Origin of the sequence: Metabacillus sp. KUDC1714 (assembly GCF_014217835.1) — a bacterium.
GTDB classification, from domain to species: domain Bacteria; phylum Bacillota; class Bacilli; order Bacillales; family Bacillaceae; genus Metabacillus; species Metabacillus rhizosphaerae.
In genome coordinates, this window is sequence record NZ_CP055263.1 from 5126774 (window position 1) to 5152912 (window position 26139).

The window sequence follows — 26139 nt, forward strand, 5'->3', positions numbered from 1 at the left end:
CAGCGATTCCTGTTGTTAAAATTCGATAAACCGCAAGGATACATATTAATACTTAGTTTCTATAAACAATAAAGAGAACAAATATTAGTTTGTCCTCTCTATTGTTTATAGAATATTTACATGAATAGTCCATGAATCGTACTAAGCAGAGTGAATAGTATTGAAACCTTTATCCCGAATGATTTCCATTGATTTTAAAAGTATTGTGACCGAAACCGTCTATATGTTCAACAGCTTCAGGCAGTGCAAGACAGATATTACGGACATTTGTAAGCATACCTGTCGTGTCTTGTGTTTTCATTTTTTATTCACCTATCATTGATTCTATTTTGCGTTCTCGTCTGGTTGATGAATACCAAAGATATTCCCTTCTGTATCAACATAGTATCCCTGCCAAGCCATTCCAGGCAGAGCATATTTTGGCATTGCGACCTTTCCACCATTAGCCGTAATTTTAGCCTCAATTGAATCGTAATCTTCCACTCCCATTGTACAAGCATAACCATTTAAGGGTTGGTTTGGTTCTGGTGGTGGGCCTTGACGTTGCATCAAAGCTCCATTAATTCCAGGCTCATTTGCATCTCCAGTCACAGCACCAAAATATGGCATTCCTGCATAATCAGTCCAATCTTCAAACTTCCAGCCAAATACCTCTCCATAAAACGTTTTTGCACGTTCCATGTCATCCACATGAATCTCGAAATGAACTAATCTTCCCATATTTCATCCTCCTAATATTTTCATCCAAATTTTGATTTCATTTAATCTCTTCGTATGTAATTTCTTCCTAAATTTTCATATTCCTTCTACAGTATGACAAAATATAGAAATTTAATCAATTCTATAAACGTTGCTTGTAACTGTGGTTTTAACAATAAGAACCTCAGAAGACTTCATAAGAACATTTAATTTATGAATGTTCTCCAGTTCTTTAAACAAAAGGATCCAGGGATGGCTACTCTTCTTCCCTGGATCCTTTTAACCTTCAATTAAGATATGTTAATTATTTTTCTCTAGGCATTGATAAACATCTATCATTTCTTGTTTATTCAACTCACGAATGCGACTGAATATTTGAATATCTGCTACTGCCTCAGTATATAATCCTTCAGCAACAACATCACTTACCTTGCCCGTTAGCCATGTTTGCACGTCTATGCCATCGACGATTTCCTTACGCCCTTCATCATTGATGCCACTTTCATAGCAACTAACACACGGTACCGATAATTTTTGCACGCCATCATGAAGTCCATCTTCTGAAATAACTTTCTTCCCGTTACAGAATGGACATGGATGACTTTTTTTTACCTTATTAATTTGCGTAACAATTTTTTTGTATCCAAATGCTTCATAAACATAGGTTAGTTTTTTGTATTTTCCATTAGTGAAATACTTATCAATAATGGTTTCTCTCGTTTCGTTAATATTGGCAAAATCACAGATTGTAAGTAGGTTTTTACTACTTATTGTTTCAATATTACCTTTAATCTTGTCCCAGAAAGGTAAAGCATTTTGTAAAACCACGTCATAGTTTACAAAGCTTGCTAATTCTAGTTCAAGCATCTTCAGCGCTACTTGAGTTTCCCGAGGTAGTAACGAGACATCTTCTGTAAGTACCATTTTTTCGCCAACAACTGCTTTTAGTTTTTCCAGCTCTGGTAGCTGCCCTACTGTTTTTATGACTTGATCAATCGGTTGTTGAATGATCTCTCGAATATCAGTGTCACCAAATTTTAGCTTTTTATGATGGTTTAGCACTGTACCTTCACAGACTGGACAGATCATCATTTCTTTGGTTGCTTTCATTTGCTCTTTAATCATCGATTTCGAAATAAACATATAACGGCTAATGAGTAAATTAAAGCCCTCCCAGATTCTTGATGTCTTTCCTGCTTTATCATAAAATGACTTTTCCCAATAACCATATAAGAAAGTATGACGTTCTGATTCTGTCATCTCATTATAGCTTTTACTAATATCCTGACCAAGCTCATTCTTTATCTCATCAAAGAGGAATTGTAATTTTGGGTATTGATAATATTTTAATACCTCCATTACGTCTGGATATAATAACCCATCCCAGAATGGCACTGTTTTATCTTGAATGACAACATCAATATCAAATTTTTCAATGACCCGACGACCAGAACAACATGGACAATGATTTTCTTGATGATAGAAATCGAAGCTTCTTGTATCTTTAATGGTTGGATGTGCAGCCACAATATGGTTGATCAGTCCACCTATTTCATAGAGAAAGCTATATTGACTGTACAAGTGTCTTTCAAGGTCGATAGCGATAACGGGTGCAATTTTATCAGACTCGTATTCACCATAAATCAAACGGGCCATTGGTGATAAGCTTTTTAAGATGCCACCCTTATAAACATTTTCTGCATGTTTAAAATAGCTCATATGATTTTTTTTTACGTAATGAATGCCATTTTTTGACCTTAGAGATGAAGGGATTTGTAATGAAGCCGCTTTATCTTCACTATTCTTTAGACGATAATAATCATTGTGACTAACAACATCAAGATGTTGCACTGGTGCAGTTTGTCTTTTACCAAAATCAACAATAAAGTCAGAGCTTTCTAGCATATAAGCATTATGTTCAATCATCATGATTGAGACAGATTCATCCTGCAGTATGACCCTAATACTATCTATGAACTGGTTTAAAATATTTTGTGATAACCCTTTTGAAGGCTCGTCAAAAATAAACAGCGTATTTGGGTTTCTTGAGTTTGAAAACAGCTCAGAAACTAAATGAACACATTGAAATTCTCCAGTAGATAAGGATTGTGTTTTTCTTTCTAACGTTAAATATCCAAGTCCAAGCTTTATCAATAAACTTAAGCGTTTATGAGCGATGTCTTCATTTGGTAGTTCTTCAATAATATCTTCAATTGAGCGTTGAAAAATATCATCAATCTCTTCACTGTATTTTGAGAGCTTTCTTTTTATATCAAGAAAAGTTGCTACTGTTGAGCGGCTGGTAATCGATTTGTTTCGATCCTGTCCAACCATAACCAGTTTATCCTTTGGATATCGCATCACAAAATCCTTGGCCATACATTCATTAACAAGTGTAGATTTACCACAGCCAGACTCGCCGGTAAAGGTTACAAGTCGATTTTTTGGAATTTGAATTTCTGCCATTTGAATATTACGACAGTAAAGATCATGAAATTTATAGTATTCTGTTGGCATTGCCTGATTTCGTTCCCAGTGAATCGGTTTTGGGCGTGGGGATTCTTCAACGATTTTCCCACCATATTTGCCACTACCAGGTCCAAAGAATAATTGCTCATCAGTTGTATCAAGCACTGTGTCAGAATGATCAATAAGCCAAATTTGATTTTTATAGCCTAATTGTTTTATCTGCTCTAAAATTTTCAATAGGGTATCGTGATCAAGACCAACGGAGATTTCATCAATAATAATAACGGTATTTTCACTCGTTGCCATGAATTCTGCTAAGTAAAGTCGTGTTAATTCTCCGCCAGACAACGTACCCATAATGCGATTTAATGATAAGTAACCTATATTCATATTGATAATGTTTTGGAGAATATGTTGTTTCTCTTCACTTATATGTAATACTTCAGCTTGCGAAAGAATTGATTCAATGCTCAGGTTGTTGATATCAGCGATATTATGAGGTTTTTCAAACAATTCCATTTCATATTGCTCAACTTCTTGATTATAGCGGTCGCCCTTACACTTTGGACATTCTACATTTTTGGTATAACCTCGTCCTTTACAAGCTGAGCACCACCCTAATGCATTATTAAATGAAAAAAATTCTGGTGAAAGATTAAATTTTTCAGCAAGGCGAACACGAATCTCTTTAAATACACCTGTATGTGTACCAATCGTAGAGCGTGGATTGGAAGAAATTGAAGATTTTCCGAGAAAAAGCACTAAAGGCATTTCTTCCATCTTAATGGCACTGAAATTGGTTTCCATAATAGTAGAAAATAAATACTGATATTCAGCCTTTGGCAATAAGGAAACGAGACGCTTCTTTGATTCTTCACCAATCGTTTGACAAAAGGTTGTTTTCCCTGAACCAGACAAACCCGCAATTCCTAACGACTTATCAACTGGAAGTTCTGCATCTAAATTTTTAAGATTGTTCGAAATTAATTGATTAATTTTCATTTAGTTACCTCTTGATTCTCGAAATTTAGACTTTCAATGTTAGTGCAATTATTTATGAATTTTTTGTGTTATTTCATAAAAAATCAATGATCTAGTGAAAATTAAAACTCAATGCCAAAGATTATTTCTACATATTTAATAAAAAGAGGAATTAACAGTCCAAGGATCTTCATACAACATTTTATCAAACATGGTAATTATTATTAAGTCCAATACAGGAATATAGTAACTTTCCCTACTTCTCTAATATTTTTATATCGTGTGGACAGTATTAAAGCCTAGTAAAATCATTCCCCTAGAACGTTTTCCCTTTTTTCTTAGCATCCGCATCCAAACTAGCTCCAATTGCTATCCCCATACACATTCCAATCGGTAAACCTAAAGCAATATTTTCAAATATTGTTAATCCAAATACAACACCCAAACTCATACCCACCGACATGTATATTCCAAGATAATATCCCTCTGGCACCAACTTATGTTTTTTCTGGGGATGTGAAACGATTTGATTTATTAATTGTTTATGTTGTTTAAAGTCAGTTTCTTCAATCTGGTCTACATTCGTTTTTAGATGTTCAAAATGATTTTTTAATTCAAGCAGATGGTTTTGACATTCCTCACAACCTACTGAAAGAGAAGTTAAATTTTCAATAACTCGTTCACATTTATTTAAATCAAGCTTCGTTACGATTTGTTTACTAACTCCATTTCTGAGCTCCTTTATTATCGCTTTTACCTGATCACCATGGTTTTCCAAAAAAGTAACCCCCTAATGAGAAAACATTGTACTTTTCTATACGATTACATGAAGAAAAAGTTTCAAACCTTTAAAAGTTCTATTAATAACAGCTCAATTTAAAAGAAGTGTGACTAACTTCAAAATACTGCGCCTATCCTCAATGATCATAAATAACTATTATGTATTAATTTCCACAAAACCATCTCGAATCGATATTGGTATAATCTCAAATTGAGATATATAATAAATGTAAGAAAACAAAGACTATTTAAGTTGCTTCCCATATTTAAGGAGGATTTAACATGAGCCAATTAGCGAGAGAATCCAAAGTGAAGGAACTATTAGCTAAACAAAAATTCAATGAAAAAGAGATTTCAGAGATGACAGATCCACAGATTGAATATTATCACTGGCTCTACTTTGAAGATTCTATTTACGATTATATGTAAGTTTAAATTCATTATAAAAGACCTAAAAAATGAACAACTGCTCAGAATTAGCTCTGAGCAGTTGTTTAATGTTTCCCTTTTTTATGCATTTACAGTATAGTGCTTTAAATTAACTCTATTTTTAATTAAATATTCTCATTTCATATAGCGATATTCCATTAGACTATTCAAAATAGAAATTTCTTGTAATAATTCCTCTCCAACATTCGTTTCAAGTACCTTTTTTCTTTCAAGTTCTTTATCCACCAATCTTTTTACTGATAATACATCCGTTCCATTTTGTAGAACATCTTCTTTTGAATTAAAATGTTTATGTGCAACAAGCTGCATACCGTAGGAATTATATAATAAAGTGTATCCAGCAATCCCTGTCGTTGAATGATAAGCCTTAGAAAAGCCTCCATCAATGACAATTATCTTTCCATTTGCTTTGATTGGATTTTCTCCTTCAATTTCTTTAACTGGTGTATGGCCGTTTATTATATGACCTTGATCAGGATTAAGATCAAACTCTGTTAGAATATTGCGACAGACTTCATCATTTTCACGTAAATAATAGTATGGGTTTTTTTTCTCTTTATGGGTTGCCTTATCCTTAATGAAATACCTTTCAAAGGTCGTCATTTCTCTTTTTCCAAAGAGTGATGAATATTCTCCTGTCCATAAATACCAAACCATATCTGTTGCAAGATCATCTGTCTCTTCAGGATGTGCAAACGAATATCGTAAATAATGTTCAAAAACATCAAGTAATTCACGACCTGCATAGGTTTTATTTTCAATGACCATTTTCTCCATATTTCCTTCTTCATCTAAAGGAATACAGCCATGTATTAATAGGTTTCCATTATATTTCAAATAAAGACTACCTTTTTTCATCAGAAAATTCATATGTCTAGCAAGCTTTTCCGAATGCTGAACTGAAAATAACAGCTTGTCCATTACTTGCTCTTCTTCTTCTAATAATTGATCAGGTTGCTCTGGATTAACTGTTGCAAAGCAAGTATTTTCTAATGGATATGTTTTTCCATGTATCTTGATTTCATTTTTATCAAAATCAATTTTCTCAAGCAATAGTCTTTCTGACATATTAAAGTTCGGACGTCTTTTTATAATTGGACTTTCAAGCTTGAACTGAATCATCGCAATCGCTTGATGAATTTTTGTAATTTGTAGTTGTTCTTCTTCAGAAATTTTAAGGTCTGATTGGATTTTCGGTCTAAAGGCTGGGATGTCTCCATAGTATTTTTCCGCTAAATTAAGAAGTGGTCGAAGATTGATGCCATACACATCTTCAATAATATCTAAATTGTTGTAGCGAGCACAAATCCGAATAATATTCGCGAGACAAACCTTTGAACCAGCAAAAGCACCTATCCATAGGACATCATGATTTCCCCACTGAATATCGACAGAATGATAATTAATAAGAGCTTCCATAATTTTATCAGGCTCAGGCCCTCGATCATAAATATCCCCAACTACATGAAGATGGTCAACAACCAATCTCTGAGTAGTATATGCAAGACCTATAATGAGCTTATCAGCTTGTCCGAGAGAAATAATTTGCTGAACAATTTTTGAATAATAAGGTTCCTTAAAATTCGTGAATTCATCTGTTTTGTATAAAAGCTCCTCAATGATATACACAAACTGATTAGGCAATGCTTTCCGTAATTTAGATCGTGTATATTTGGAAGATGCATAAGAAATTAGCTTAATCATACGCTCAATGATTACTGTGTACCATTGGTGTAATTCTCTATCATTGTCAAAATTATTTTTAAGTAACTGAATTTTTTCTTCAGGATAATAAACTAATGTTGCAAATTCTTTAATTTCTTTTTCAGTTAATACCTTTTTATAAATGTCTTCAATTTTCTCTTTTACCTTCCCCGATCCATTTCTCAGCACATGCTGAAAGGCTTGATACTCTCCGTGTAAATCACTAACAAAATGTTCTGTCCCTTTTGGTAGATTAAGAATGGCTTCAAGATTGATAATTTCAGTCACAACTTTTTCTTCACTATCATAGATTTGAGCCAGTAAATCTAGGTGTTTTGTATTCAACATTATGTATCCCCTTTCAGTGTTTATTTATATTATACATCTAATAGAGTTTATTTATATACTTATATTATAAGAGAAAACTAAAAATTTCATTAATTCGGTAATTATATATTTTCAATTGGAAAGGAATTATACAAAACCTCTCGCAAAATCTAAATATACCTATCTATTACGATAATAACTAGACATCTAGTACTAGTTCAAAGGCTGCTTTTTAATGTAAGAAATATCAAATACACTGCCCAAATATTTTTCTTAATTACAAAAAAACCTTAACAGATTTGCTAAGGTCTTGTATGCTCTGAGCTTTTAATAAAATTTTGATTATTTCATCATTAAGCCTGATTGCTGAATACCCAACGAACCTTTTTATTGATGTACTGACCTCTCATTTCGGTTAATGTAGTTACACTACAAACTATACTAACACCTTACATATTTGCGTTTGAAACCAAGCTTTCCTCTATCTAATTCCTTTTGAATATTTTCGGACGCATGTAGGATGCTGCTTTTTTTCTTGTCCCGCTTGATTTGGACTGGGCCAACTGCCTTTGCTGTTTCAACCGCCTTATCATGAAGCGGTAAATATGAAATCCCGACTGTGTAAATAAAATTATTCATAGCGGATTTTGTTCGATCTGGAGAATCATGAATCGTATTTTTCACCTGATCAAGCTTACCGGCAATCGAGCTTTCGCTAAATTCAGAGTCCGGGCGATTACCCAAAAGCCAGCAGTAACAGCTCCACCCTGCCGACATTTTAAGTTCTTCACCGCTTGCGATCCATTTATCGGCAACAACTTGCGCAAATTCGGTTTCTGCTAAAGTTACTGCAACTACATAATCTGACAGCATATAAAAATATGCTGCATCTATCCAACGATCAAAATCTTCCTCAGTCATTATCATTGGGTCAGCAATGATGCCAGCAAAATACATGGCGTCATAGTTCCCGGTGGCGTAAAGCTGCTCGGCTAAAGGTTGATTTTTCTTGATTTTCTTTGCGAGCGGCTTCATTGCTCCGGTAGCCACCCCAAAAAGCGGCTCATGTGCACCATTGCTTATGTAAGTCTTTTTCGTTCGTTCCTTGCCAAGCGCTTCCAGTTCCTGCATAACTATTTCTAAATCCATCGTTTTGCACTTCCTTCCTTTATAATCTTGCTCATTTTATTGTAACAATCTATCTTATATTCTTTTATTAAGCAACTTGAGAGATCAAGAATTAGGTTGTTATTCTTGAACTTACAACCGTTAGCCTTTCTGTATATAAAAAAAGAGCTGCATAAACAGCTCAGCAATCTTCAACGATAGCTTTCTATAACTAAAGAAATGTGCTTTCAAATAATTAAATACAGTCTTCTACGATTGTTGAAATCTGCCAGGTTATACCGAATTTATCTTTTACTTGTCCATAAGATGGACTCCAGGGAGTTTCTTGAATTGGCATGATTACCTCGCCACCATCTAGAAGTTTTCCGAATACTTCTTTTGATTTTTCTACATCATTTAAAGTGATAGCTACATCAACTTGTGATCCAGTTTGAAATGGTTGACCTGGGAATGTATCAGATAGCATAAGAAACGTATTACCAACTCTCAATTGTGCATGTATTACACGATCTTTTGCTTCATCAGGAAGAGTGAATTCTGGATTTTCTGGCAACTCTCCATATGTTTGAACTCCTAGAACTTCTGCCTCCAATGAATTTTCATAAAATTTAACAGCTTCTTTCCCATTACCATTCATTCTTAAATAAGCATGAACCCCTAAAATCATATAATACACCCCTTTTTTCAATTTTTAACATATGTAACAACCATACAGAACGTACATTCGTAATATAACACATATTGTATGATTATGGAAGTATCACATAAAAAAACTTGCTCTTTTATTTAGGCTCTTTTCTAAAAGATTGTTGTTTTTGAACAAAAATGATTAGGTTGATTGGTGCGGAAGGTGCGAGACTCCTGTGGGAGTAGCGGGACAGATGAGACCCCGCAGGCGCTTCGCGCTGAGGAGGCTCATCGCCCGCCCCACGGAAAGCGAGCATCCTGAAGCGCCAATCAACCAACCCAATACTATTTTAAAAGCAACAAAGTTTGCGAAAACAGCCTTTATTTAATAAATCACCACAACCTTAACACCACAAAAACTTTAGACCGCTGAAAACTTTTTTAATTTAAATGAACCTTTTTGCTTTCTCAGTTGTATAGTTAGAAAAGAAGGTAGATGGGGGATGTTATTAATGGATACTGGTTGGATTGTTTCACTAATTGTTGCAGGTTTTTTAATGATTTTTATTTTAGCGATTGCTATTCCAATGGATCGCAAATATGTTGTCCGTGAAAATGGTAAAATCAATTATAAAAAAACGAAAATATATTTAAGATGGAATGTTTTTGATACGCTTACGATTGGTCTAGCCGTATATTCCATTATTTGTGTTCAGGCACTTAATTTTTTAGTCTCTAGTGGTGAAACAGTTGAGAATGTTTTTGTGCAATTTTTTACAAACCAAGCACAAGTTTGGACGCTTGTATCAATTTTTTACTTAATTTGCAGGGTCTCTATGACGCTAAAATCTATTAAGGAACGCTGGGGCGATGAGATTGAGTGAGCGTGAAGATGAATTAATGATCGCTTATCAAAATGGTGATAATGAAGCATTAGAAAGGATCTACACCCTATTAAAGCAGTCTTTATACTCGTTTATTTTCCGTTATTCAAGAGATGAGCAATTAAGCATTGATATCGTTCAAGACACATTTGTTAAACTGCAGCGTTATAAGTACGATTACAATCCAAACAAGGGAAAACTAAAATCATATCTTTTTCAAATTGCATATCGATTGATGATAACAAAATTAAACCGTCGTAAGAAATGGAGGAATCTTTTGCCCTTTCTGACGCCGACACGGACCGAAGAATTCCATCTTTCAGACAGAATGACCATTCGGGAAGCCGTTGCAAAGCTTCCTGAAATACAGCGTGCCGTTATATTACTCTTCTACTATCACGATATGCCTCAAGAGGAAATAGCCAAAATCCTTGGAATTCCAAAAGGGACGGTTAAATCAAGATTACACATCGCAATCAAAAGATTAAAGGAAGAATTGGAGGGAGACGAATATGGGACATGATCCCTTTGATAAGGATCAACATCTGCATACGAAACTTGAACAATATCACGTAGATATACCCGATTTCCCAATGAAACCTAGTAAGTGGGAACGTTTTATCAATCTTTTAGCTTCACCAGCAAAAGACCCACTTGATTCAATCATTTCAACTTCGAATGGAATTTTGTTGCTAAAGCTTGCTCCAATAATGGGAACCGCTGCATTAGCATTAATACAAGTTTTACTTTTTCTATAAAAACTAGGAGCTTTTTCATCTAAAAAAGTCGATTCTCTGAACGATAAGGAATCGATTTTTTTTATGTGTTTGTAGGTTTTAGTGAAACAAAGCATTCATTCTTATCATAATTAATAGTGATTTTCACAACTTCATATCCATTATGAAATCCTGGATCGAATCCTGGATCATGTATGATATCCCCTTTAACTGGACGAATATTTGAATGTTTTCACCATTAATTCTTGTCTAACCTTTTCTTGCTGTTCTTTTACGGAAGATATAAAAATCAGTAAATTTATTTTCATGGTTGACTCCTTATAGTTCCAATTATTTTATGAATTTTTTGCAAATGAAAGCTGTTTTTCCTTAAGTGCTTCATTCAGTATTCTCACCGCTTTCGGCCCAACACCATGTAACTTTAAAATTTCTAATTCAGTTACTTGTGTCAATTGAGCAAGATTAATATACCCAGCATTGGTAAGCGCTCGAGTAGCTGGTTTACCAATATTGGGCAAATCAATTTCTTGTGTTGCTTTATTGATATTGTCCATTATTGTCCTCCTTTAATTAGTTAATTGAATACTTGTTACATAAAAAATTACAGACTCTAAATGTTTTCATTAGGTTTTACCTCGAATCCGATCTTTTAATAATACCTAACATATACAAGTTTTCCGTTTCATACCTACTCTATTTTTCATTTCTATTTTCTTAATATATTCTGATGCTAGAGGTACCTTACAAGCCGTATTCCCTACGTCTACGTGTACCTTGCCAATAAATTCTGCTACTTGTTTTGCTTCCTCACATAGTTCAGTTACATATGCACCCACAGACAAAACAAAACCATTCATCACATATCGTACACGGTTTCGTTCTTCATGAACCGTATTTTTCACTTGGTTCAACAAAGTCTTAATTTCAGCTATATCTAACTTTTCGTCAGGGGTTATGGATAAATAGTTTGAATAGGTGCTCCAGCCACAAACAGCAACCATTTCGTCCTCTGATTTCATCCACTCCCTCGCCAATTCAAGAGCATAATCACTCTCTGCAGTTACCTGTGCAACTGTATATTCTGCTGCCATATACCAATACGCTTTTTTGGCCCAATCTTGTAAGGTTTCCTTTGAAATAAGCTTGGGATTAATTGAAAAGCCTGCTAAATACATTGCATCATGATTACCAGAATCATATAATTTTAATGCTAATTCATGATTCTTCTTTACATACTTGACAAGCTTCTTCAAATCCCCAATTTTCACCCCAAAATAAGGCTCCTTTACCCCATGATTCAGATAAATTTGCTTCGTTTGCTCGGAACCTAATTCTTCAAGCTTTTGCATAATTTCTTCATACGTCACACTATTCATCCTTTCAAAAAAATCTATTGTTTATGTAATGTATTCATTTTTTTACTTTAAACTATTTTCAAAAAAATCTGATCCGTTCTTTAAATAATTTTACCATAAAGTAGGTTGAGCCTACTTAGGTAGTTTATTGCATAAAAACTTATCCTCCAAAATAATATGGTAAATATTGTGCATTTCAATATGCTCATTTATACTTATACATATAAAAAGCTTAACTCGATACGAACATCTGTCTGAACTTTTAATCATTAATAAAAAGGTGGTAGAAATATGAAACTAGGCGCATTTTCTGTAAGTTTAAATGTAAAAGACATTAATCTCTCAAAATCATTTTACGAAAACCTTGGATTTCAAACATTAGGTGGTGATATTACCCAAAATTGGCTTATTTTGAAGAATGAAAATTGCATAATTGGGCTATTTCAAGGAATGTTTGATAAGAACATCCTGACTTTTAATCCAGGATGGAATGAAAATGCTGAAAATCTCGAATCATTTACGGACGTTCGCGAACTTCAAAAACAGCTCAAAGGAAATGGAATAAACATGCTGTCTGAAGCCGATGAATCAAGTGAAGGACCAGCACATTTTACAATTGAAGATCCAGATGGTAATCTCATTCTTGTTGATCAACACAGATGAAATAGCCAAAATTAACGGTACAAGTAACTACATATTACTTTTGCTATTATAGTAGATGAAAAAGCAAAGGACCTGTTCTTCAACTTCTAAATTAGAAGAAAGAGAACCGGTCCTACGCTAGAGCAATCCTTATTTTATTCCTAGTTGATACTTAAGTTTATTATCATACCAGTATTGCACTCCGTATAATATATATGCTTTATAATGTAAGTATAGAAAAAATTGAAAATTATTCAACTTATTTAAACGTAATATTTTTATTTTTTTAATAAAGTTAATAATAGGAAAAGCAAACAATCCGTCAGCAATAACATTAAGCAACACAAACTTTTTAAAGTTTCCATATGATAATTTAAGTAACCACAAGGAAAGAGGCATATATGGACCAATACTAAAAGGGAGTTCATTTGTTAGAAATGATTTTCGCTTATCATAAAAAGTCCACCAATTACGTTTTTGTCCAATCTTATGATTAATAATCTCCAGAATTACAATGACTATCCCCGCTAGAGAAAAACGTTTTAAATTATGTTTTCCTATACATATCAACGATAACCAAGGGACTACTATTAAAATTACATTAAATAAAGTGTGCCTTTTGGATAACATATGGATTTCACCTTAACCTTTTATAATTTCATCTCTTTTTAGAGTATCCGAATACACAAAAAGTATTCTATTATCTTAAAGCTAGTTGAAAAACAGCTTCAATACCCAATTGTAGCCAATATTTTCTTGCTTCATTTGTTTCTAGACAATTCGTTTTTTATTGAAGGTAGAGATAGACTACATCAAATATTCATTTTATTTGCAATGTATTCCGCATCCTCGCCTACTCCTAATAGTAGTGCTGAACCGCGTTTATGCTGCCATGGTAAACCAAGGAAATACAATCCTTCAATTTGAGTGATCCCCCTGCTATGTACTGGATTCCCTGTTTTGTCCAGGACTTGTGAGATATTAATCCATTCGTAATTTGATGTAAACCCTGTAGCCCAGATGACATTTTTGACTTCAATCTTTTCCTGATCTTCGAACTGAAAAATCTCCTGGTCACAGTGAATTGTTCTGGGATGAAGGATAATTCTTTGATCTCGAAGTAATTGCTTTAATTCATTTCCAAAGATAGGATCCCCATTACCTCGAATCCTTTTTCCGATAAATGATTCTGCCGTAGCATTCAATATCCTGAGTTTCTTGAACCACCAAAAAATACTCTTTCTGAAGAAAGATAAGGGTAGAAAGCTGATTTCTTTGCTAATGGATAAATGCACCTCTCTCGAAGAAGAAAGTTCTACCGCAATTTGTGCACCAGAATTTCCTCCTCCAACTATTAGTGCATTTCCCGGTAATAATTGGCTAGAATTTTTATATTCAGATGAATGAACTTGATACACATTATTAGAAAGATTCTTTGAGATTGATGGAATAGATGGTAATTGAAAAGGTCCAGTTGCAATGATCACTTGTTTTGAATGCATGGTTTCTTTATTCGTTTTAATAATGAAGGTATTTTCTTGTTTTTCTAAAGTTTGAACGTTCGTTTCCATTTGAATTGGTAATTCAAATGTCCTTGCGTAGAGCCCCAAATATTCAACTACTTCATTTTTAGTTGGTAACCCCTGAGGATCTCCCTTCATTTGTAAACCAGGTAAAGAACTAAATTCTCTAGTAGTAAATAATACTAAGGATTCATAACGATTCTTCCAAGAATCACCGATTTTCTTATTTTGATCTATTATTAAAAAGTTTTTCGTTTGCTTCAAAAGATGATATCCCATAGAAAGGCCAGCTTGACCTGCACCGATAATAATTACATCAAACATTATTTTAACTCCTTATTCAATAAAAATATGAATCTAATCTCAAGATCAATATGCAAATATTAAAAACAATTAATATAGTAACATTGAGATAACCCTATAAATTCTTATATGTATCTATAATAACATGTTAATATTTTCCTCTACTAACCCTAATTAAGAGTATTCAAAAATAATTATTATTCCTTTTTTCTTTTACCTGCATAAAAGTGTTTTCATTTTTTATCTAGTTAAATTAATTACTGCTCTTCAATGAATTCTTCATCATATATCGATCGACGTATGATTTAAGCATTTCAAATGATGAGTGCTTTACCTCGATTCTATGAGTTAAGAGCAAATAAATAAGTAATTGTTATTATCTGCTTAAATGATTGAAATTATTTAACAGCAAATTCTTAAATATTTTATTTAACACATGTAAAACCTATATTCAAGTGACAAAATTCATATAGGAGTGTGACTTTATTAAATGGCAAAAGAAAGAATAAAGAAGCCTTTTTATAAACGTTGGTGGTTTTGGGCTATTGCGGTGATATTGGTGATAGCTATCGCGACTGGTGGCGGTGAAGATGATACCGACTTAGCAAACGATGCTGGGGATGCTGCACCTCCAGAAACTGAAGAAGGAACGGATGTAACTGAGGGTGAAAAGAAGGAAGAAACAAAAACGTATAAAATCGGTGATGCCGTAAAAGTTGGCGATGTTGTGTTTACTGTTCATGGGAAGTCAACTGCAAATAATGTTGGTGGCGAATATGGACAAAATGCAAGCGGAACCTACTTAATTCTCGATGTCACAGTGAAAAATGAAGGAAAAGAAGCAATCATGACAGATTCATCCTTCTTTAAGTTACTTCAAGGGGATACAGAATATAATGCAGATGATTCTGCAACACTTTACGCGAATGAAGCAGGAAAAGGATTTTTCTTAGAAGAAATTAATCCAAATCTTGAAAATCGTGGAAAGGTTGTTTTTGACGTTGCGGATCCTAAAGCAGCATACAAGCTCCAAGTACAATCTGGTTTCTGGGGAACAGAAACACAAACAATTGATCTTCAATAATAAGTCAAAGGATCAGGAAAAATAATCATTTTTCCTGGTCCTTTTTTGTAAAATAAACCCCAACTTGTATTCGAAATCCTTTTCTTTTCATAAGATCATCCACTGTTTCACTGAATCTACTCAATCTATTATTGCAGTCGTTCTTAGCGAAATATACTTTTCCATTTTGTATCGACGATCATTTGCGCTATGCTTTAGGTGTAACTTTGAAACAAATTCTTACAATATGTTTTTGTCCGAATAATGACAAATTCAGTATTATAATAAAAATAAATTGATCTTTACTGTTTCTTTTTTTATTCTTAAGAAAACCACTATTATATTAGGAGCAAATAACATGAGTAATAATCATTCTGTGAAACAACGAAATTACAATTCATTGATTTGGATCTTGTCAATTGTCATTGTAGGTGTGATAGTCGGAACGTATTTTTTGCCTAAAAACAATGATGGTAGCATTTTGGGAATAGAGTTAACTGTATTACCGTTAATGAATGCTATTTTCAACACCTTTACATTTCTTTTTCTTGTTCTTGCTTTGATTACAATCAGGCAAAAAAATATTAAACTGCACCGCCGTTTTATTATTGCGGCATTCACGACAACATTTTTGTTTTGCATTAGTTATTTGACCTATCATTCAATGGCTGAATCAACTAGCTATGGCGGAGATGGATTATTAAAGAGTATCTACTATTTTGTTTTGATCACTCACATTTTCCTTGCGGCAGCAATTGTGCCACTTGCACTTATTACGCTAGGCAGGGGCTTGAATATGCAGGTAGACAAGCATCGGAAAATTGCTCGATGGACGATGCCGATCTGGCTTTATGTAAGCTTCACTGGTGTATTGGTCTACTTCATGATATCACCGTATTATTAATTCGAGTCTAAAGGTCTTCTTTTCATAATAAAAGCAACAATCTTTTTATATTCAAAGATTGTTGCTTTTATTTATTACACTTAGATCTCAGTAAAACCATACCTGAATTTATCGTAACTTACCTCTAATAGTAGCACCATCCCTCAACATTTCTGTCTACTTTTTCAGCAGTCTCGTCTAATAATGTAGTCACCTCTTATGTCTACTCTTTTTATAATTGTCTATTTGATGGGGTACAGTTCATTCTGATTTTACACTCGTTTTTCTTTGTTTCTATATATAAAATTTACTATCTATTCCGCTAACCCTTGCACACATTCTGCCCATTGTTCTTCGGCAATTCGTTTTAGTAATAAAGATTGCTCCCATCGATCGGAAATTTCCTCCATATTCCCTTTACTATAGCTGTTTTTCGTGATTGCATATCCTGGTGGACCCAATTCACATACGAATGGGAAAATATCTCCAACTTTCGCATCCATCAGCCAATTTTCCATCCCTTGTTTCCACCAGCCTTTAAATCGATTCAACATCGGATGCTCTCCATTTGGTCCAATATCCACTTGCACCTGTTCTCCATTTGAAACTCTCCCATGAATACATCCGCATCGTTGTAACAATTCATTAAAAAACGGCTCTGCTCTAAAGATATCCCCGACCATCTCACCAGAGACAACATAGTGAGAAAAATCAATTGTGAGACTTAAATTAGGAATCGCTTTCACATAATCTACTGTTCGCAACAAGTCCTGTGTAATTCTTCCTCTATGTGTTTCTACAAAATGAGTGGTACCAAACCGTTCAGCTTCCTCTGTTAACTCTTTTAGTAGCTGTACCGCTTCTTCACCGATGACAAAACTATCCATCACTTGTGAATTAACATGCTGAACGCCAAAGTCTTGTGCCTGCTTTAAAAGAGTTGATAACTCTTCACGATTCCAAGGATAAGCACAAATGCTAAAGCTAAGCTGATACTTTTCAAGTAAGTTGTGCCACTCCTCCTGTTTTTCTTGAGGTGGAAGAAAACCATTAATCCCTGTAAATCCTGCTTCGGCAATTTTTTCTACCTTTTCTTCTGTTATCCATTCTCGTACGCCATTTCCTATCCCATTCATCGCCCACCATGATTGTTGAATATCTAATCGTGGTGGAGCACTGCTTCCATTATTTATTTTTTTCATCTTTCCACCTTTTCCTAATGTAGGTTAATGTATTTCCGCTTGGGTAAATTCTGTACCACATGGATTCGATTCAGTCGTTTCAATATCCGTAACAGGCGTACCATCCTGTTTATATAGTGGTTTGTAGAAATTTCCAGCTTTTGTGGTGGAAATCCCTGCATAATGACAAATAAACGATCTGCGAAATTTGTCTTTTGAAGTATTTGGATAAGATCCATGAATTACATTACCATTAAAAAACAACACATCGCCTGGCTCCAGGATCGCAGGTATTGGCTTTAGCCCATCAGGTATATCGACCTCTTCACGAGTAAACGATTTCTCTGGGTCAGCTCTATGAGGGCATTGGATTTCAGCATGCTGCGAATTAGGAACAACATAAAGTCCACCGTTTTCTTCATTAGATGGATCAATTGCGGTCCAGGCTGCTATACATGTTCCTGGTTCCATCTTTAAATAAAAATTATCCTGATGCAGTGCCTGCCCCTTTGCACCTGGTGGCTTATAATAGAACATACTTTGTGCTGCAAGTGGCTCCTCTTCAAGTAGTTTTGTCAGAATTGAGAATAGCCTTAAATCCAACAAGTACTTCATAGATAGTGAGTCAATTTTATGAGGATGCATGATCCTTGGATACATCTTCAATATATCGCCTTTTGCATCTTCCTCGGAAAGGGGTGAAAAATAACCTGGTATCGGTCCTTCGGAATGTATTTGCATAAACCGATTTTTTAACTGCTCAATTTCCTCGCTTGAAAATAGTCCTTTTACAATCAAATATCCATCTGAATCAAACTGTTCTTTTTGTGCCTCAGTAATATTCTCCACCATCATCCACCTCTTTTTTATTAATAATTGCTATAATTAAATTATAAGAGATCTCAAAATGAAAGGAATAGAGAGAATGACTATAAACCTTAACAATCCTGCTATTTTTAAAAATGCTTCATCACCTGGGGTTCTTTTTTCAGATCATTATCATCAGTCAAATGAATACAAGGTCACTCGATCAAATGGAGCGAAAGAATGGATAATAACATTTACTCTTTCTGGGAAAGGTTTGTTTAGTGTGGATGGTCATGAACAGCATGTAAAAGCAGGTGAGCTAGCTATTTTAAAACCAAAAACCGCTCATCAATATGGATCTAATAACAATCACTGGGAATTCTATTGGGCTCATTTTCTTCCAAGACCAACTTGGATAGAATTACTCAATCTTCCTGAAACAACAAAAGGCTTTATCTATTTTCCAATTAATGATATACAGCTACAAGATCGTGTTAATAATAGCTTTCAGCGAATGATTCGTGATAATCGGTTGCTTCAAGAGTTTTCTTTGGAGTTATCGATGAATGCACTTGAAGAAATTTTATTGGCTATCAATCAATGGCTACAAACAACAAAAGCAAACAAAATAGATTACAGAGTGCAACAGGTTATTCATTTATTGAATGAAGAGTTAAGAGAGGCGCATACAATTCAATCCTTAGCTGATCAAGTCTGTCTCTCCCCTTCACGACTATCTCACTTATTCCGAGAACAAGTCGGCACATCGATTATGGCAACACTTTTATCAATGAGATTGGCCCATGCAGCAAAACTACTAGAATTCACCCAGTTACCCATTTCAGAGATCGCAAATGAAGTAGGCTTTGCAAGCCCCTTCTATTTTACAAAACAATTTACTACTAGTTATGGGATGAATCCGTCGGCATATCGTAAAAGGCTGTTAGAGCAATAAGGGAATGTTTTTTTCCAATTTTCGTAGATTGTTAAACTGCACGTTGTAAACTGTTTTTGTTTGAAGTCTGTTATGTTAAACTGCATCTTTATCAATTATTTAAAATCTAGACGTTCACTCAATCTTTTTTCTATAAAAAAAAACGCTTATCTTCATTACTGATAAACGCCCTTAACGGAATATTTAAGTATTTTCTATAATATTTTGTTCGGTTAGTTACAGTGCCGTAGAAACTGTGAAAGAAATAAAAATGATACCAAAAATGTATTTTCATCCTTCTCTTCAATGATTAATGAACCTTTAGCTCTGGCAACCATTGCTTCATATGATTTATTATTACTTTATATACTGCCTCTTTACCTGCCACTTTTTTAAGAGGGGACACAGTATAATCTTCACCTACAAAAGTTGGGATAAATGAAGGGTTATTTAACTTAACTATACTTTCACCGTTTATTTCTACCTTTTCAACTTTAATCTGCAAAATACCACCGATATCTTTATAGTCCCCTTTTTGTCCGGAAAAGAAATTGCCTAGTGAGTAAGCTACAAATGAACGTTTTCCGTCTGCTCTTTCAATCCATTCCATCGGCTGCAAAACGTGAGGATGGTGTCCAATAATAATATCTGCACCAGCATTTGCAGTTTGACGTGCTAATTTCTTCTGTTCATCATTCGGTAACCTTTGATATTCTTGCCCAAAATGAAGACTAACAACTACAACGTCAGATAACTCTTTTGCTTCTAGTATCTCTTGTTTCATCTTCTCCATATCTATTAAGTTCACTAGGTACGGCTTATCCTTTGGTACTGAAATACCGTTCGTACCATATGTATAAGCTAAAAATGAGAATATAATGTCGTTCATTTCTATCGTTCTAATTTTCATTTTATCTTTTGATGAAACGTATGAACCTACATAAGGCATACCGATCTTATTCCAGTGTTGAATCGCATTTCGAATCGCTTCTTCCCCACGATCTAACGTATGATTGTTTGCCAGTGTCACAAGGTCAACACCACTTTCTTTTAATGCATCTCCCACCTCATGTGGACTGTTGAACGAGGGGTATGTCGAAAGACCTATCTCCACACCTCCAATCATCGTCTCTTGGTTGGCAACAGTAATATCTGCTTCACCTAAATAAGATTGAACCGGTGTAAGAAAAGGCATAAAGTCATACTGTCCGTTAGCAACATGTGCTGGATTATATACCCGATCATGAATGAGAATATCACCAATAGCAGACAATGTAGCAGTAGAAGTTTTATCTGTTGCTTGTTTTCGAGACTTCTCAGATGTTTCCGTATTAATTTCCTTTCCTGAATCAGTATTCTTATTCTGAATATAAGAATCTGGTGTTTTAATATCTTTCTTATGCAAGAGATAAAAAGAAGAGGCTACTAAAATAAGAGTTACTAATAAAAAATAAAATAATGGTCTTTTCATCAAATTCTTCCTTTTTTAATTAATTCTTTTTTTAAAAGTCAAATATTAAGGGGTATCAAAGTAACTCCTTAGTATTTGATTTCCTAATGAATTTCTACTTACTTAATAATGTTGGCTCTTTTCTAAAAGATTGTTGTTTTTGAACAAAACAGATTAGGGTGATTGGTGCGGAAGGTGCGAGACTCCTGTGGGAGTAGCGGGACAGATGAGACCCCGCAGGCGCTTCGCGCTGAGGAGGCTCATCGCCCGCCCCACGGAAAGCGAGCATCCTGGAGCGCCAATCAACCAACCCAATACTATTTTAAAAGCAACAAAGTTTGCGAAAACAGCCATAATGTTAGATCAATTTGATTCTAATAATATTGATAATCAAACAAAGATTTATACTATGAATACTGTATAAGATATTGTTACTAATTAAAAGCCTTGGATTCAATAGTGTTTCTCTTAACTATCTCAAAAAAAGTTCAATTGTGGAAATATCTTTTTATTTTTGACAAAAATAAAAAGCATCCCTCAATACAAAGAGATGCTATATAAAACTTAAAACTATTCAATTTATAAAATGTTCAAATCCCTGCTCCGTTTGTACAAGAGGGAAATATACAGTAGATAAATATTGCTACCCTCGGCAATTAAACAACTGGTAGAAAAGATTTAAGATGCTACTCAAACCAAGTAGAAATGTACCATTATAAGTAAAAAACTTATGCCCACTCTAGTAACCATATTATCTAACACACCCTATACTCAATAGAATATTGTTGTCTTCATCGTTACAATTTAAAGTTAACATAGTTTTATTTAGCTAATGTTAATTGATTATAAATACTTTATTAATTCAGCAAACGCCCGGATAGTTTATTTCCTTTTTTCATTCAGTCTACTTATTCTTAATTTTTTATAAGTTAGTTATTAAACCTCAGAAACTTGTCGCATTTAAAAGTAGGTCTTGTCAGCTTCACTCGTGGCATCTTGCTATATAGAGTTGCACTAAAAGAAGCCGTTGACAATTGGCTGTGTTGATCTTATACTTTTATATAACTTGAATAATAAAACCTTTTTGGACGTGGATTTTTCTAGAGTTAGCTCTATTTTCGCCACACAATTGTCAACTGACAATTGTGTGGCTTTTTTGTGTTAAGAAAGGGGAAGAATGAATGAAAACTTGGCAATATGCTTTAATTGTTTTTTTAGGTGGATGCTGTTATGGAGTTTTATCTACATTTGTCAAACTTGCGTATTCGGCAGGTTATTCGGTGACAGAAGTAACAGGTGGCCAATATTTATTTGGAGCATTACTTACATGGACGCTAGTTATCTTTACAAAAAAGAAAAAATCATCTTTAAATCAAGCTATCAAACTATTATTATCCGGAATTCCATTTGGCTTAACAGGTGTGTTTTATTATCAAGCGCTACAAACTCTTAATGCTTCTCTAGCAATCATTTTTTTATTTCAATTTGTTTGGATTGGCACACTTTTCGAGTGGATCTTTTATAAAAAAATACCAACGAAAGGGAAAATCATTGCAATCGGATTTCTTATTATCGGCTCAATTCTAGCTGCGGGCTTAGTTGCAAAGAGTGAAGTTGCTCTATCTTTACAAGGAACAGCTTGGGGGTTACTTTCGGCTTTGACGTTTACAACTTTTATATTTCTCAGTAGTTCTGTTGGAAATGATACTTCACCAATCCTTAAAAGTGCTTTCTTATCCACTGGTGGTTTAATTGTCGTACTTTTAGTATACCCACCAATGTTTTTATTTGATTTACCTGTCTTAATCGGGGTAGCACCGTATGGTTTATTTCTTGGTATATTTGGTGTTGCTTTACCACCGCTTTTATTTTCTATTGGTATGCCGCATATCGGTCCAGGACTTGGCACGATCTTAACTGCATCTGAGCTTCCAGTAGCTGTAATAATGTCTGCGATTATCTTAGCTGAACTTGTAAGTTTTTCACAATGGCTAGGAGTTGTGATCATTTTAAGTGGGATTGTAGTCGGCAATGTTCGTTTTACGAGTCTGTCACTCCTCGAAAAAACTTGATTCACATATATTGTTCCACAGAGAAAAACACCACAATTCAAAGCCCGCTTTCCAAAAGGAATAGGCTTAGAATTGTGGTAAAACCATTTAGAACAAACTCCTAATTAATGGTCCCGGTTCACAATATAGTTCAATAAATGCTTTAGAAAAGTGGTATTGCGAGGCACCTCTTGCAACATTTCTATTGCTAGACAGTAATGTTCCCACATCGCTTTTCTTGCACCATCTACACCTAAAATTGACACAAAAGTCGAATTGTTGTTCTCAGCATCTTTTCCAATTGGTTTGCCAAGTAAAGTTAAATCCCCTTCAACATCAAGCAGGTCATCTTTTATTTGAAATGCAATGCCGGCATGGTAGGCGAATTTTCTTAAGTGTTCAATTTCCAATTCTGGTGCATCAGCGAGAATAGCAGGCATGATGAGCGAAGCTTCGAATGCGATGCTAGTTTTATAAAAGCTCATCATATTCAATTGATCTAGTGTTAATTGTATCCCTTTGGAATCCAAGTCCATCGCTTGTCCCTTACACATATCCTCTGTTATTTGGGCTGAATATTGAATCAATTTAAGCACCGTTTTCGCATCAAACTGGTCAAGAGAAGCTTGTTCCCCAATCGCCTTCTGGGTCAAAAAGAGACCTGTTAATTCCGCTATTGAAATGTTATATACCTGATGTAGGGTTGGACGTCCTCTACGGATGGACGCATTATCCTGGGAAGGCAGATCATCGAAGATTAGTGATGCAGTATGCATATATTCCAATGACCTTAAAAGTGGTACAATTGCTGAACGTTTTAATCCATATTCCTTAATGCCCATGATCCAAGTTATGATGGGCCTCAATCGCTTTCCATCACCCTCAAGGCTGTAATTTGCAGCATCAATGATCGGTTCTTTCATAAAAGAATCATGATCGGTTTTAGTGATTTTTAAAATGTTGTTTATCTGTATGCGTACGTTTTCGATCGTATCTACAAAGTCTTCCCGCTCTTTCCGTTCATTTTTCAGAATGGTCATTATATGATCTCGGAGCAGTTTATCAAAAAAATCCACATCATTCGCTTTTCGCACCATATTTTGAATAACCCGATTGAATTGTGGGTTTCCAGAAGCGAATAGCTCCATCACTTCATTGTATTTTTTGGTTCCCATTCTTTCTTTAAAGCGTTTCAAACCGTTTATCGCACGATCCAAAATTACTTCACAAGTTTTGGGATCTGAATGATATACGTTATGGATCAAATTGAATATAACCGTCCAGTATAATTCAAAGGGGTTTATTAGATCCAAACGTTTATCATGGTATTTCATATAATAAGTATAAGGTGTTACTGCTCCTTCCTGCATGTCATCGAACATATCTGCAAAATCATCTGCAAGCTGGTTGTATATACCATAAAAGAAAGTACGATTGTCAAATCCCTCATCCTCTGTAGCATTGATTACTGAACGGACAATCAATCGCGACGAAGAGGATTTTAAAATTATAGGAAGATAAAGCTCCTCATTAGTATAATTTGGATTTATCAGATCCTTTACGCGGTCCACTTCCTGAGAATTAAAAAACACATAGGATTGCTCCAGAAAATTATTTCTAGTCTCTAGTGGCTGATGTCCCTTAATATACTCAAAAGCGTCGCGGAGTTCTGAATGAATATATCTGATCAAATCCATGTTTTTTCCGGTCCACTCGCCCAATTCAGGCACAGATCCAGTAATTAGAGTGGTACGTATTAAATCGGAATATTGTTTTTCCTCTTTATCAGATAAGATTTTGGCATCGAGAAGATCGTCAATGAACGGATAGGTCAGACCATAGGAATAACCTATCCTTATTGCTTTATGTAGTCTCTGAGTCCGTTCTTCCTGCGATATCTCAGCGCTCATCTCTTCAAGCTCGTGCATAATTACCCCAGCAATGATTTTAATTAATTTTCTTTGGGCTTGCTCAGCATCCATTCCCTTAGGAATATTGGCGGAAACTGTCTTTAATTTGTTTAGCACCCAAATTAAAGTGGACTCAATGCCCTCCTTCTGAGCCTCCCGGTACAACCATGCCATGTTAACCGTCTCAGTTTTGTCCCCTTGTTCTTTTACAGTTGAACGAGTCAGGTGATTCTTTAAACTATCAACTACACGCTGAATACTTTTTTGTGTATCAGGTGAGTCCAGGGCTTTGCCCAAATCACGCATGAAAATATATGAAATGCTTCGATCTAGATAATTATCTAGTTTACCTGTGTAATTCAGCCATTGGATATAATTGTGATACCCTTTGGAATCAGGTTTTCTTGTTCTACGCGAAAATAGGGATAAAAATGTATGGTGAATATGGTTCTGTTTCCAGGATTGGAAATCTTTTGTTAGGGTAGGAACATAGCTCTTTTGCATGAGCTGCTCAGAAAGTGATTTAAAATATTGTGCCGCCTTCTGCTCAGCTAGCCGATAGCATGCATCAGCATTTTTTATTAACTCTTCATTCATTTTATCCATTCCCTCTGTTTTATGTTCTTATATATATGTATGCAATCTCATCCAAACCTATAATGATCCACTCATTTTTCTTTAAACTAACAAAGTATTTTTATCTTTAATAAAAAAGAAGTCGACCTTTTATACTTTAATTTACATAATAATACTCTAGTAAACTACGCTAAAGGCTTTAATGTGACAAAAATGGTCACGAGACAAAAGGATAGTTTTTTTGTCACAATAAATTCACCTTATTATAGAAGGCAAATATATGGCATTCATCTTTGATCATGTTTACAACAAATTTGTGCATCTTGATCAATATCTCTTACAATTGCATACTCATTCCCCCATGTACACATCGTGTTTAAAACAGGTATAAACGAGTTACCTAACTCGGTTAAACTGTATTCAACTTTTGGTGGTACCTCTTTATAAACTTCTCTATAGACAAGCCCATCTCTTTCCAACTGCTTCAGCTGTTCTGTTAAGACTTTTTGTGTAATTCCCGGCATTAACTCATAAAATTCTTTTGTTCGAGTTGCTTTTTGACTTAAGTAAAAGAGAATTAAGCATTTCCATCTTCCGCCTACTATATTCATAAAAATATTTATTCCAGTATTATATTTAACCATGTTCTATTGTTCCTCCTATATAGGTACTTAA

25 protein-coding genes are annotated in these 26139 nt (G+C 34.6%); 9 read left to right on the plus strand and 16 right to left on the minus strand.

Annotated elements, in window-relative coordinates; translation table 11 throughout:
• Positions 1–169 precede the first annotated feature (169 nt).
• The 4 genes from HUW50_RS27290 to HUW50_RS27295 all read right to left on the minus strand — a co-directional run bounded on the left by HUW50_RS27290 (position 170) and on the right by HUW50_RS27295 (position 4927).
• Entirely contained in the window at positions 170–301 is a 132-nt protein-coding gene (locus HUW50_RS27290) for a hypothetical protein (RefSeq protein ID WP_260445596.1), read from the minus strand.
• A gap of 23 nt (positions 302–324) precedes the next feature.
• Entirely contained in the window at positions 325–720 is a 396-nt protein-coding gene (locus tag HUW50_RS23655; RefSeq protein ID WP_066339171.1) for a VOC family protein, read from the minus strand.
• A gap of 279 nt (positions 721–999) precedes the next feature.
• Positions 1000–4170: an ATP-binding cassette domain-containing protein gene (locus tag HUW50_RS23660; RefSeq protein ID WP_185653412.1), complete on the minus strand. Its 3171-nt coding sequence runs from the start codon at positions 4168–4170 to the stop codon at positions 1000–1002.
• Positions 4171–4465: 295 nt separating this feature from the next.
• The gene (locus tag HUW50_RS27295) at positions 4466–4927 is read right to left on the minus strand and encodes a glycine zipper domain-containing protein (RefSeq protein WP_066339184.1); all 462 of its coding nucleotides are present in this window, start codon (positions 4925–4927) and stop codon (positions 4466–4468) included.
• Positions 4928–5211: 284 nt separating this feature from the next.
• Here HUW50_RS27295 and HUW50_RS23670 point away from each other — a divergent pair, with 284 nt between their 5' ends.
• Entirely contained in the window at positions 5212–5358 is a 147-nt protein-coding gene (locus HUW50_RS23670) for a BH0509 family protein (protein WP_157094512.1), read from the plus strand.
• 135 nt (positions 5359–5493) lie between these two features.
• On the opposite strand, the gene fbp is transcribed toward HUW50_RS23670, so the two are convergent.
• The 3 genes from fbp to HUW50_RS23685 all read right to left on the minus strand — a co-directional run bounded on the left by fbp (position 5494) and on the right by HUW50_RS23685 (position 9205).
• Positions 5494–7428, minus strand: coding sequence for a fructose-1,6-bisphosphatase (gene fbp, locus HUW50_RS23675; RefSeq protein WP_066339640.1), 1935 nt, complete (start codon positions 7426–7428; stop codon positions 5494–5496).
• A 423-nt stretch (positions 7429–7851) separates the two neighbouring features.
• Positions 7852–8559 carry a DNA alkylation repair protein gene (locus HUW50_RS23680; protein ID WP_066339186.1) on the minus strand — a complete coding sequence of 236 codons (708 nt, stop codon included), beginning with the start codon at positions 8557–8559 and terminating at the stop codon, positions 7852–7854.
• A 214-nt stretch (positions 8560–8773) separates the two neighbouring features.
• Positions 8774–9205, minus strand: coding sequence for a VOC family protein (locus HUW50_RS23685; protein ID WP_066339190.1), 432 nt, complete (start codon positions 9203–9205; stop codon positions 8774–8776).
• A gap of 472 nt (positions 9206–9677) precedes the next feature.
• Here HUW50_RS23685 and HUW50_RS23690 point away from each other — a divergent pair, with 472 nt between their 5' ends.
• Genes HUW50_RS23690 through HUW50_RS23700 form a run of 3 tightly spaced genes read left to right on the plus strand, consistent with a single transcriptional unit; the run spans position 9678 to position 10807 of the window.
• Positions 9678–10049 (plus strand): group-specific protein, encoded by a 372-nt coding sequence (locus HUW50_RS23690; RefSeq protein ID WP_232329089.1) that lies wholly within the window; start codon positions 9678–9680, stop codon positions 10047–10049.
• A gap of 16 nt (positions 10050–10065) precedes the next feature.
• Complete coding sequence (locus tag HUW50_RS23695; protein WP_157094520.1) at positions 10066–10572, plus strand: RNA polymerase sigma factor; 507 nt, start codon at positions 10066–10068, stop codon at positions 10570–10572.
• Positions 10562–10807, plus strand: a complete 246-nt coding sequence (locus HUW50_RS23700; RefSeq protein ID WP_066339198.1) for a hypothetical protein — start codon at positions 10562–10564, stop codon at positions 10805–10807. The genes HUW50_RS23695 and HUW50_RS23700 overlap by 11 nt, the downstream gene beginning before the upstream one ends.
• Before the next feature lie 314 nt (positions 10808–11121).
• Here the strand turns inward: HUW50_RS23700 and HUW50_RS23705 are convergent, their stop codons facing one another.
• Together HUW50_RS23705 and HUW50_RS23710 are read right to left on the minus strand one after the other, a co-directional pair.
• Positions 11122–11340, minus strand: coding sequence for a helix-hairpin-helix domain-containing protein (locus HUW50_RS23705; RefSeq protein WP_066339200.1), 219 nt, complete (start codon positions 11338–11340; stop codon positions 11122–11124).
• A 105-nt stretch (positions 11341–11445) separates the two neighbouring features.
• Positions 11446–12153: a DNA alkylation repair protein gene (locus HUW50_RS23710; RefSeq protein ID WP_066339203.1), complete on the minus strand. Its 708-nt coding sequence runs from the start codon at positions 12151–12153 to the stop codon at positions 11446–11448.
• A 279-nt stretch (positions 12154–12432) separates the two neighbouring features.
• On the opposite strand from HUW50_RS23710, the gene HUW50_RS23715 reads away from it, so the two are divergent.
• Entirely contained in the window at positions 12433–12804 is a 372-nt protein-coding gene (locus HUW50_RS23715) for a VOC family protein (protein WP_066339206.1), read from the plus strand.
• A 129-nt stretch (positions 12805–12933) separates the two neighbouring features.
• Here the strand turns inward: HUW50_RS23715 and HUW50_RS23720 are convergent, their stop codons facing one another.
• Both HUW50_RS23720 and HUW50_RS23725 read right to left on the minus strand, forming a co-directional pair.
• The gene (locus HUW50_RS23720) at positions 12934–13413 is read right to left on the minus strand and encodes a hypothetical protein (RefSeq protein WP_066339215.1); all 480 of its coding nucleotides are present in this window, start codon (positions 13411–13413) and stop codon (positions 12934–12936) included.
• A gap of 182 nt (positions 13414–13595) precedes the next feature.
• Complete coding sequence (locus HUW50_RS23725) at positions 13596–14630, minus strand: flavin-containing monooxygenase (protein WP_066339217.1); 1035 nt, start codon at positions 14628–14630, stop codon at positions 13596–13598.
• A 469-nt stretch (positions 14631–15099) separates the two neighbouring features.
• Here HUW50_RS23725 and HUW50_RS23730 point away from each other — a divergent pair, with 469 nt between their 5' ends.
• The gene (locus HUW50_RS23730) at positions 15100–15693 is read left to right on the plus strand and encodes a DUF4352 domain-containing protein (protein WP_066339219.1); all 594 of its coding nucleotides are present in this window, start codon (positions 15100–15102) and stop codon (positions 15691–15693) included.
• Positions 15694–16030: 337 nt separating this feature from the next.
• Positions 16031–16576: a DUF420 domain-containing protein gene (locus HUW50_RS23735; RefSeq protein WP_066339221.1), complete on the plus strand. Its 546-nt coding sequence runs from the start codon at positions 16031–16033 to the stop codon at positions 16574–16576.
• 293 nt (positions 16577–16869) lie between these two features.
• Here HUW50_RS23735 and HUW50_RS23740 read toward each other — a convergent pair whose 3' ends face one another.
• On the minus strand, positions 16870–17757 hold the full coding sequence (locus HUW50_RS23740; protein ID WP_066339224.1) for a sugar phosphate isomerase/epimerase family protein: 888 nt from the start codon (positions 17755–17757) through the stop codon (positions 16870–16872).
• 24 nt (positions 17758–17781) lie between these two features.
• On the minus strand, positions 17782–18591 hold the full coding sequence (locus HUW50_RS23745) for a phytanoyl-CoA dioxygenase family protein (protein ID WP_066339227.1): 810 nt from the start codon (positions 18589–18591) through the stop codon (positions 17782–17784).
• 70 nt (positions 18592–18661) lie between these two features.
• Between HUW50_RS23745 and HUW50_RS23750 the strand changes: the two genes are divergently transcribed.
• Positions 18662–19498 carry a helix-turn-helix domain-containing protein gene (locus HUW50_RS23750; protein WP_066339642.1) on the plus strand — a complete coding sequence of 279 codons (837 nt, stop codon included), beginning with the start codon at positions 18662–18664 and terminating at the stop codon, positions 19496–19498.
• A gap of 289 nt (positions 19499–19787) precedes the next feature.
• Here HUW50_RS23750 and HUW50_RS27455 read toward each other — a convergent pair whose 3' ends face one another.
• Positions 19788–20948, minus strand: coding sequence for a CapA family protein (locus HUW50_RS27455; RefSeq protein ID WP_185653414.1), 1161 nt, complete (start codon positions 20946–20948; stop codon positions 19788–19790).
• A gap of 1160 nt (positions 20949–22108) precedes the next feature.
• Between HUW50_RS27455 and HUW50_RS23760 the strand changes: the two genes are divergently transcribed.
• The gene (locus HUW50_RS23760; RefSeq protein WP_066339244.1) at positions 22109–22999 is read left to right on the plus strand and encodes an EamA family transporter; all 891 of its coding nucleotides are present in this window, start codon (positions 22109–22111) and stop codon (positions 22997–22999) included.
• A gap of 104 nt (positions 23000–23103) precedes the next feature.
• Here the strand turns inward: HUW50_RS23760 and HUW50_RS23765 are convergent, their stop codons facing one another.
• Both HUW50_RS23765 and HUW50_RS23770 read right to left on the minus strand, forming a co-directional pair.
• On the minus strand, positions 23104–25494 hold the full coding sequence (locus tag HUW50_RS23765; RefSeq protein ID WP_185653415.1) for a polyprenyl synthetase family protein: 2391 nt from the start codon (positions 25492–25494) through the stop codon (positions 23104–23106).
• A gap of 257 nt (positions 25495–25751) precedes the next feature.
• The gene (locus HUW50_RS23770; protein WP_066339253.1) at positions 25752–26108 is read right to left on the minus strand and encodes a winged helix-turn-helix transcriptional regulator; all 357 of its coding nucleotides are present in this window, start codon (positions 26106–26108) and stop codon (positions 25752–25754) included.
• Between the last annotated feature and the right edge of the window lie 31 nt (positions 26109–26139).

Bases quoted from the DNA above. Each gene is read 5' to 3' on its own strand.
- HUW50_RS23745 (WP_066339227.1), bottom strand. From the start codon at position 18,591: ATGATGGTGGAGAATATTACTGAGGCACAAAAAGAACAGTTTGATTCA.
- HUW50_RS23690 (WP_232329089.1), top strand. From the start codon at position 9,678: ATGGATACTGGTTGGATTGTTTCACTAATTGTTGCAGGTTTTTTAATG.
- HUW50_RS23760 (WP_066339244.1), top strand. From the start codon at position 22,109: ATGAAAACTTGGCAATATGCTTTAATTGTTTTTTTAGGTGGATGCTGT.
- HUW50_RS23735 (WP_066339221.1), top strand. From the start codon at position 16,031: ATGAGTAATAATCATTCTGTGAAACAACGAAATTACAATTCATTGATT.
- HUW50_RS23695 (WP_157094520.1), top strand. From the start codon at position 10,066: ATGATCGCTTATCAAAATGGTGATAATGAAGCATTAGAAAGGATCTAC.
- HUW50_RS23705 (WP_066339200.1), bottom strand. From the start codon at position 11,340: ATGGACAATATCAATAAAGCAACACAAGAAATTGATTTGCCCAATATT.
- HUW50_RS23655 (WP_066339171.1), bottom strand. From the start codon at position 720: ATGGGAAGATTAGTTCATTTCGAGATTCATGTGGATGACATGGAACGT.
- HUW50_RS23685 (WP_066339190.1), bottom strand. From the start codon at position 9,205: ATGATTTTAGGGGTTCATGCTTATTTAAGAATGAATGGTAATGGGAAA.
- HUW50_RS23680 (WP_066339186.1), bottom strand. From the start codon at position 8,559: ATGGATTTAGAAATAGTTATGCAGGAACTGGAAGCGCTTGGCAAGGAA.
- HUW50_RS27290 (WP_260445596.1), bottom strand. From the start codon at position 301: ATGAAAACACAAGACACGACAGGTATGCTTACAAATGTCCGTAATATC.
- HUW50_RS23660 (WP_185653412.1), bottom strand. From the start codon at position 4,170: ATGAAAATTAATCAATTAATTTCGAACAATCTTAAAAATTTAGATGCA.
- HUW50_RS27455 (WP_185653414.1), bottom strand. From the start codon at position 20,948: ATGAAAAGACCATTATTTTATTTTTTATTAGTAACTCTTATTTTAGTA.
- HUW50_RS23670 (WP_157094512.1), top strand. From the start codon at position 5,212: ATGAGCCAATTAGCGAGAGAATCCAAAGTGAAGGAACTATTAGCTAAA.
- HUW50_RS23700 (WP_066339198.1), top strand. From the start codon at position 10,562: ATGGGACATGATCCCTTTGATAAGGATCAACATCTGCATACGAAACTT.
- HUW50_RS23730 (WP_066339219.1), top strand. From the start codon at position 15,100: ATGGCAAAAGAAAGAATAAAGAAGCCTTTTTATAAACGTTGGTGGTTT.
- HUW50_RS23750 (WP_066339642.1), top strand. From the start codon at position 18,662: ATGACTATAAACCTTAACAATCCTGCTATTTTTAAAAATGCTTCATCA.
- HUW50_RS23740 (WP_066339224.1), bottom strand. From the start codon at position 17,757: ATGAAAAAAATAAATAATGGAAGCAGTGCTCCACCACGATTAGATATT.
- HUW50_RS23725 (WP_066339217.1), bottom strand. From the start codon at position 14,630: ATGTTTGATGTAATTATTATCGGTGCAGGTCAAGCTGGCCTTTCTATG.
- HUW50_RS23715 (WP_066339206.1), top strand. From the start codon at position 12,433: ATGAAACTAGGCGCATTTTCTGTAAGTTTAAATGTAAAAGACATTAAT.
- HUW50_RS23770 (WP_066339253.1), bottom strand. From the start codon at position 26,108: ATGGTTAAATATAATACTGGAATAAATATTTTTATGAATATAGTAGGC.
- HUW50_RS23720 (WP_066339215.1), bottom strand. From the start codon at position 13,413: ATGTTATCCAAAAGGCACACTTTATTTAATGTAATTTTAATAGTAGTC.
- HUW50_RS23765 (WP_185653415.1), bottom strand. From the start codon at position 25,494: ATGGATAAAATGAATGAAGAGTTAATAAAAAATGCTGATGCATGCTAT.